Genomic DNA, 8151 nt, shown 5'->3' with positions numbered 1-8151 from the left:
CGAAATCGGGTCAGCCACAAACATGACTCAATGGACTAGGACCCACAGCTTAGAAACGATTAAGAACACACGCAACACAAACACCCAAATATTCAGCCAACTCTCAGGCTCATATGTCCAAATCCGTAGGTTCGTCCCGAGCAATTTGGATCATTTCAACTCTGCCTGAGCGGTTAACCCATTGAGCACGCCCAGCGGGAAGACGCTTGAGAAATACGCCCGGAAAGATAGCCCCCTCTTGCCGTTCACCCGACAAAAGGACACCTGCTGCCCCCGCTTCACGGATCGCTTGCATAAGTGGGTCATAAGATGCTCTGGACATGCCGGAGGACCTACGGGCGATGATGATGTGCAGCCCAACATCTGCGGCCTGAGAGATGAAAGGCGCTAACGGCTTCAAGGGGTTGTTACTGCCTTCAAGTCCGTCATAGTTATCCACCAGCACATAAATTTCAGGACCGGACCACCACGAACGGGAGCGGAGTTGCTCCGCTGTAATGTCCCTGCCAGGTAGACGACGCCCCAACTCGGAGGCGATCCCCTTAGCTAGCGTTTCGCACCCTTCGCGCGTGCCAGCGAACCCGCCAAGGAACTGATCCGGTACTGCGCCAAGAAGTCCTCGTCGCAGATCCCAGACGCCGAACATGATCGCGCCCGGCTGCTTACCGGCAGTCACTTCCTCGATGTACGTGCGCAATGTTGTCGTTTTACCGGACGCACTATCGCCGATGACAAAGATATGGCGCTCGTCTCCCTCCGTATCGAAGCGTGCTGGGCCAAGCGTCGTCTCTGTGAGGCCAAGACGCACGGGTGGTGTATCCGGGAAGGAACGCCGAATCTCCGCAAGAGCGACCGCTGATGGAAGCATCCGTACTGGGGGCGCGCCGGCACCCCGCCACCCTTCCGCAATCGCAGCCACCGTCTCCTGCGGGGTCATTGGTACGCCAAGCCCACGTTGCTCCAGGATGGGCAGAGCGATGTGACTGTAGGTGCCATCTGCAATCGCAGCCCGTCCGGTGGGTAACCCTACAAGCCCCTCGGAGATCTTTTTCCCCATCGCCGAGTCAATCGGATCATTCAGCGCGAACTCCAGCCGCGTACCAATGACAGCCTGCAACGGAAGACGGAAATCCGCCCAACGCCCAGTAGCAAAGACCACATGGATGCCGTAGGCCAATCCGCGCTGAGCAATTTCAGTGACTTGTTCCGCGACATCGTCATAATCCTTGCGTAAGGTCGACCAGCCATCGATAGCCAAAACAATATCCGCAGCAGGTAGATCCGAAAGCAGACGTTTCTTATGCATCTCGCGCATTTCCTCAACATTGGAAATGTGGTGCGCTGAAAACAGCTGCTCACGCTCCACAAGGAACATGCCAATCTCTGCGACTGTGCGGCGTAGCTTGTCTTCGTCGAAACGCGTGGCCACCGTACCAACGTGCGGCAAGTCCTCCAGATACGACAAACCCGAGCCCGACATGTCAATGAGGTAGAAATTCACCTCTCGCGGGGTGTGCGTCAGCGCTGCCGCAGTAACCAATGTGCGAAGAGCCGTGCTCTTGCCTGATTGCGGCGCTCCCATAATGGCCACGTTGCCACCCGCACCAGAAAGATCAAGAGTCAACGGCCCCTGCCACTGATCCAGGGGCTTATCGCGCAACCCCAGCGTGAAAACCATGTGGCCGGGTGAAGCCGCACTCAAGCCTCGTTCGGACGACATCTCCACCGGACCAACTGCCCCCTGGAGTGATAGGGATTCTGGCAGCGGAGGCAGCCAAATCTGGCGTGTTTTCTCCGCCGCTGGGGCGAGACGCCCGACCACAAGATCAAGAGTGGTTTCCGGTGGAGTGCCGTCAGTCAGCCGTGCGTTGCGCTGTTCCAGAAATTGAGAATGTTCTTTTTCGCGTTGGCGCAGCCACTCCTCCGTGGTGTTGATTAAGTCCAAGGGCATGGGCACTGGTGGCAGCTCGCGTTCATGGGCCCGCTCGATAGCTTCATATGGGCCGGAGACATAAGCAGCCTTGAAACGGTCGAAGATGTCTGGATCCACCTTCAAAAAGCCCGAGCCTGGAATGGGTGGCAGTTCATGGGCATCGGTTGTGCCGATGGCTGCGCGCGATTCCTGAGCGGAGAAGGTGCGCAAACCAATGCGGTAGGACAGGTACGACTCCAAGCCACGCAGACGACCTTCTTCCAAGCGCTGGGAGGCAAGCAGGAGGTGAACACCAATCGAACGGCCGATGCGACCAATTTGGACAAAGAGCTCAATGAACTCAGGTTTAGCGGCAAGCAGCTCACCGAACTCATCAATAACCACAAACAGCACCGGAAGCGGCTCGGTAACCTTGCCCTCAGAACGTAGCTGGTTGTATTCAGCAACGTTGGCTAAGTTGCCTGCTTCTTGCAGGACGCGCTGACGCCGCTGAATCTCACCAAGAATTGAATCATGCAAACGATCCACAAGGCCCGCGCCGTCTTCCAAGTTGTCCACAATTGCTGATGTGTGCGGCAAAGGCTCCAAACCAGCGAAAGTTGCACCACCCTTAAAGTCCACCAACACAAGAGAAAGCTGATCCGGCGGATGGCAAATCACTTGGGACAAAACGAGGGTGCGCAGCACCTCTGATTTACCGGAACCGGTAGCACCAACACACAGTCCGTGCGGGCCCATGCCTGATTTCGCGGACTCTTTGATGTCTAAGTTGACCGGCTCACCATCCGCACCCACACCGAAAGGTACGTTGAGAAAATCACGAGTAGAACGCGGCTGCCACGCTTCAACAACGTCATACGTGGCAAAGTTAGCTATGCCCAGCATGTCATCCAACGCAATCGTGCGCTCCAACGTGGAATCAGGCGACGCATCCTCCACCAAACGCAATGGGGAAATACTGCGTGCAATGGACTCTGCGATAGCCGGTGAAACTTCATCTAGCAGCCCCGAATCACCGCCGTACAGTACGCGTTCGGCGTAGCCAGCCTCCCCCTCCTTCGGTTCACGGACCTCACCACGATCCAACAACTGAACGGTAAAAGACCGGTCAGGGCGCAACAGCACACGCACATCTACCTTCGAAGGCTCAGAATGCTGCACCCGCGACGTAGCCAGAACCGTCACACGAGACGACTCTAAAGAGCGCATGGAATCAATCCGCCCAGAAAGCTGCTTGCCATGCTCTGAGTCCATATCCAAAACAATGAGCAGGTGGGTCCGGTCAATCAAAGTCTTGTGATAGCGAGAGCGCTCTTTGACTTCCTCGTCCCGCTCACTTAATTCCCTGAGCAATCTCTCGGAGGTCTCCGCATCAAAAGACACACTGCGCTTACCAATCGGGCCATCGAATTCCTCCGGGGACAAGAGGTGCGGGAACCAAAGCGGCCACGAGCTCCGGTCCGTCTCATCCGCGAATGGCAAAACCAAATGAAAACGCACATCATCCGGAGCATGAAAAATCGCCGTCTGACTCAGAATCGCCCGCACTGTCTCCGTGGTCAGCTCCGGCGGGCCAACCAGAGATACCGAACCCCGCGCCGGAATCGCAATAGGCAACCCGTCAATACTGCACGTGCGACGCTTCATACGATCCAGATGTGCCTGCGAAATCGGTTCCGCAACCTGCATCGGATTCGTCACCGGCGGGACATCCACACCGCGGGCGAAGGTACCAATGCCAGTTCCAATCCGAGTAACCAAAAAATCTTCATCGCCCGGGCGACGCTCCCACAGGCGGTAGGGATCCCTCACCACGTCAACAAGCGAACGCGGATGCGGATGGCGGGTGAGCGCTTCAACTTGCTGCTCACGAGCAAGCTCACGGATTTCCCCCTCAACCTCCTCTAAATGCTCGAGGAAACGCTCCCGCTCCTCCTCAGCTTGTCGACGCGACCCCGTGCGTTGACGAATAAACATCAACACAGCACCCAAAATCACCGCCACGAACATGAAACACCCAACCACCATGCGGATCGGGTTGCCCGAAGAAAACATCATCATCACCATGCCCGTACCAGCGATGATGGGCATCAAAAGCATCATCACACCAGCGCCACCACTACGCGAGCGGATAGTAGGCACCTGGGCAAGACGAAGCGGCTTTTCCTTCGGAATCGTGCGATGCAAGCGAGCCGGGCGGTGGACAATACGGGTGCTCATAAGCCCTTTCTCCAAGCGTTCCAAAACAGTAATTAACGGTACCGGCAGTCAACGGTAGGACCACCAAGTCTAAGACTCCGCTGAGATAAGTGTTAGATTATTGTTCCATGACTGATGTCTTCGTCCGCGTGAGCATCTTTTACAAAGAGCGACAGCTCGACGTGAGCTTGCCGTATAACCGCCCAGCAGTTGACATCGTTGATGATGCAGTGGACCTTTTTGACAGCCACTCTGACCAGACGGGCACAGAATCCCCCGACTCCATTGCCACAGCTGACACCCACACATGGGTCCTATCCTCCCCCAAAACAGGAGTCATTGATCCGCACTCCACACTCGCTGAACATGGCGTGCAGGATGGTAGCAAGCTCTACCTCACCCGCCGCCAAGAGGCAGCACGGACCCCTTTTGTCGATGACGCCATCGCGGAGGTGCGCTCAACCATCGGCGCAGCACAATGGGTGTGGTCCGGCGCAATGCGCAGCAGTGGCGCACTGGCAGTCCTCACATTCCTGATTATCCTGGCCAGCACCATTGCAGGTCGTGGCCTCTGGCTCCACGATCCACCACTGCCACCCCAAGGGTGGACGCAACTGGCCATCATCGTTGTCAGTGCCCTTATTGGTCTTGGCCTGGCACTGTGGCGCAAACACGAATGGATGCGATTCCTTGGGGCACTCCTGCCGCTGGCAACATTCATCATCGCCGAGATATCCCTACGCGGAACCCCCGCACCCAATGCTGCGGCTACAACCGTGATAGCAGTGGCGCTCAGCGCAATACCCGCAATGTGGGCAGCGGGACGAAAAGCACCTGCAGGCGGCCTCGGCGGCATCGTCACAGCACTCATCATTACACTGGTCGCCGGTGTAGTCCTGGCCGGCACGCACTTCGGTGGCAACATCTACGCCATCGCAGCATGGTCAGCATGGCTGCCCATCCTCGTTCTACTCATCGCGCCATCCGTAGGCCTGCGCTCAACCGGCCTGCCAGCACTCATCCGCCACAATGAAGCCGGCGACCAAGTAGAACGCGAAGCCATCCGTACACAAGCGCGCCGGGCCGAAGCAATCAGTCGTGGGGTGTCCTGGGCGGCAGTAGTACTCGCCTTGCTCATCCTCATCATTCTTACCGCCAGCCCTGTTTGGCAGCACGGCCTCATCGCAGTGGTGCTCTGCTTTGCTTTGCTACTACGCCAGAATGGCTTTGCCGACGCACGCATCATCACCACACTCATCACAACAGGTGTTTTGGGCCTAAGTCTCACCGCCGGTGCGGCCGTACGCTGGGCACAGAACCAGGGTGTCTCCCTTGAAAACCCTGCACCTTGGTGGCTATCAGCCCAAACAAACATGTGGGTCTGGCTCGTCGCAGCAGCTGTTTTACTGTTGGGTGCAGGCATAGCCGTAGCCATCGCTCTGCGCCAACGCGATGACGTGGAAGAAGCCCGCGTGGCACGCATCCTGTCCATGCTGGATATCTTGGTGTGCCTGGCATCTATCCCCGTCATTCTAGCTGCACAGGGGCTCTACCAGTACTTTTGGGCAACCATCTAACGGGTATTGCTTTCCTCTGGCGTGGAAAACAGCCTTGCCAACAAACGGTTGTACTGCACCACCGCTGCTGGCCCTGTAGGCACCTGGATCGGTTCACGCACGCTCGGTGCGTGGGCAGCAGGAAGTGTGAGCGTATCCGCCGGATCCTCATTTGTCGGTGCAGCACCCACCTTGACCACACTGACTCGGCCTTGCCGGGCCGCCTCATAAAGGTGGTGCCCCGGCCGGTACAGCCACGAATGGTCGGTGTAGTGCCGGTCGGCGACCAGCAACACATGTGTGGCAAGGGATGTTCCGGCAACAATGAGCTCACCACTGCAGGTGTAGGGCAGATCCACAACCACGATGGGCCAGCGGTGGGATGCACGGTGCATCGCCGACATCAACTCCTCTGACGAAAGCGGTTGGGGGCTTGCTGTGGTCAACAGTGGTGATGCCCCTGAAGAATCAGCAAAAGGCTCAATCTGGGCGCGCAGCAACCCCCACGACGGCGCATGCGCCAACCCCACAAGATCACCGCCAGTATGGGCACCCAACGGCCCACGAAGAGGCTGATTGACACCATCAGCATCAACCGCAACCATAGGTAACCGTGCTGTCGCGTTAAGAACAATGGAGATCAGTGCCGTGGTTGGGGTGGTTAACATCTGGTCACTAACAGCAGCAACAGCGATAAGCGCTGGTTGATCATCCACGCGACCAACAGTGCGCTGTGAGCGGGCAACGGCATCAGACCACCTGAGGTGGCGTGTGAGGGAAGTCGGAGAAAATTTATTCATAGCGTTTTCGTTCTGAAGCGGAGAATGTGCAAGCTGTGTATAGCATAAGGGGACGCGGTTCTTGCTCCACCGAGCGTGACCGAACAATGAACATGAGGAGTTGAAATGAACGAGCACAAGGACACACAAGCTGGCATTCCGCCGTGGTTGCAGGTGAACCATGAGACCAAAGAGGAAACTGAGCGCTCTCAGGAGCCTCACACAAAGACGTCATCACAACACCCACAATCGTTTGATGGTGCGCCCCGGACCGCCCATTCGCCCAATCCTCCTGCCCCACAGCAGCCACCGGCAAGCTACTCTCGTCCGGAGCCCCAGCTGGCACCACCACAAAAACCGTGGTTTGACGCGCCCAAGGTGACCGAACAGCCGCCGGCCCCGCAACCGACGCCGCCTGAAACTCCACCACCGACACCGCGCCCAGACCAGTCAATTTCACAGCCGGTCACCCGGCAACCTGCGGCACCGCAGAATCCACCTAGTCAGCCTCCATTCGGGCGTACTAGCAGTGAAGTCCAGGAGCGTCCGCTCAAGGCTGAAGCAAGCATGCCACCAAAGAACCAGCCATCCGCTCCCGGATGGGCTCCGACTCAGCCACCTGCGCCTGGAATGTCATCGTCGCCGCAGAATCCGGAGCAACCCCCTCATGTGGAACTCACGCCACCGGTTGCACTGGATCAGCGCAATCTTGTGAATCCCGTGAAGGCCCCACCGAAGGCTGGTTGGCGCAAGCTCGTCCACAACTTGACGGGTGGAAAAATCAACCCTGGTGACTCGCGCTCTGCGATGGAAGAGGACGCACTGCTAGCTGCTGTTCGCACACCATTGCGTGGGGATTACCGCATCGCTGTCATGTCGCTCAAAGGTGGTGTGGGCAAAACAACAACCACTGTTGCCCTTGGTGGTGTTTTTGCCAGCGAACGCGGTGACCGTGTGATCGCCATCGATGCCAACCCTGACCTTGGCACGTTGGCGCAACGCACTGCGGCACCGGGCCCCGCGACCATCCGTGATCTCCTCACAGCAGAGGACACTTCCCGCTACCCGCAGGTGAGAGCATTTACCACACAAGCTGCTTCCCGTTTGGAAGTTATCGGCAGTGAGCGCGATCCAGCAGTGTCGGAAGCTTTCAGTGAGGATGACTACCGGCATGCGATTGATATTTTGCAGCACCACTACAACGTGATTCTTACGGATTGTGGAACGGGGCTTATGCACTCAGCCATGGCTGGTGTTCTGGAGTTGGCTAACACGTTGGTATTGGTAACCTCTTCCGCGCTTGATGGCGCGCAGTCTGCTTCGGCGACGCTGGATTGGCTTGTCATGCACGGTTATGAGCAGCTGGCCGCGAACTCTATCGTGGTCGTTTCTTCATCCGCGCCCGGCAAGCCAACTGTGGACATTGATCAAATTGTGGAGCATTTCCGTTCACGCACACGAGCTGTCCACATTATCCCGTATGACCGCCACTTGGCGGAAGGTGCTGTGGTGGATTTGAACCGTATGGCTCGACCGACGCTGACGGCCTATCGTCAATTAGCAGCGTCGATCGCGGAAGATTTTGGGTCGTGGCACCGACATGCGAGGTAACAGAATTCTCCTTGCCGTTAGTATCAGTGCTTGTGCGCTAGCTGTAGTGGCGTGCACACCACGTTTGGAACCC

4 protein-coding genes are annotated in these 8151 nt (G+C 57.5%); 2 read left to right on the top strand and 2 right to left on the bottom strand.

Annotated features, from left to right (window positions below; translation table 11 throughout):
- Positions 1-109: 109 nt before the first annotated feature.
- On the bottom strand, positions 110-4153 hold the full coding sequence (gene eccCa / locus QP994_RS07465) for a type VII secretion protein EccCa (RefSeq protein ID WP_284865941.1): 4044 nt from the start codon (positions 4151-4153) through the stop codon (positions 110-112).
- A gap of 107 nt (positions 4154-4260) precedes the next feature.
- On the opposite strand from eccCa, the gene eccD reads away from it, so the two are divergent.
- A complete protein-coding gene (gene eccD, locus QP994_RS07460) occupies positions 4261-5709 on the top strand; it encodes a type VII secretion integral membrane protein EccD (protein ID WP_284865939.1) in 1449 nt (482 codons plus the stop codon).
- On the opposite strand, the gene QP994_RS07455 is transcribed toward eccD, so the two are convergent.
- Entirely contained in the window at positions 5706-6488 is a 783-nt protein-coding gene (locus QP994_RS07455) for a hypothetical protein (protein WP_284865938.1), read from the bottom strand. The two genes, eccD and QP994_RS07455, sit on opposite strands and share 4 nt — an antisense overlap.
- Before the next feature lie 609 nt (positions 6489-7097).
- On the opposite strand from QP994_RS07455, the gene QP994_RS07450 reads away from it, so the two are divergent.
- On the top strand, positions 7098-8078 hold the full coding sequence (locus QP994_RS07450) for a MinD/ParA family ATP-binding protein (protein WP_284865943.1): 981 nt from the start codon (positions 7098-7100) through the stop codon (positions 8076-8078).
- Positions 8079-8151: the final 73 nt, after the last annotated feature.

The organism is Corynebacterium sp. MSK044 (assembly GCF_030232825.1).
GTDB lineage: Bacteria > Actinomycetota > Actinomycetes > Mycobacteriales > Mycobacteriaceae > Corynebacterium.
The sequence above is the reverse complement of the archived record's forward strand: the minus strand, read 5'-3'. Positions and strand labels throughout refer to the sequence as shown.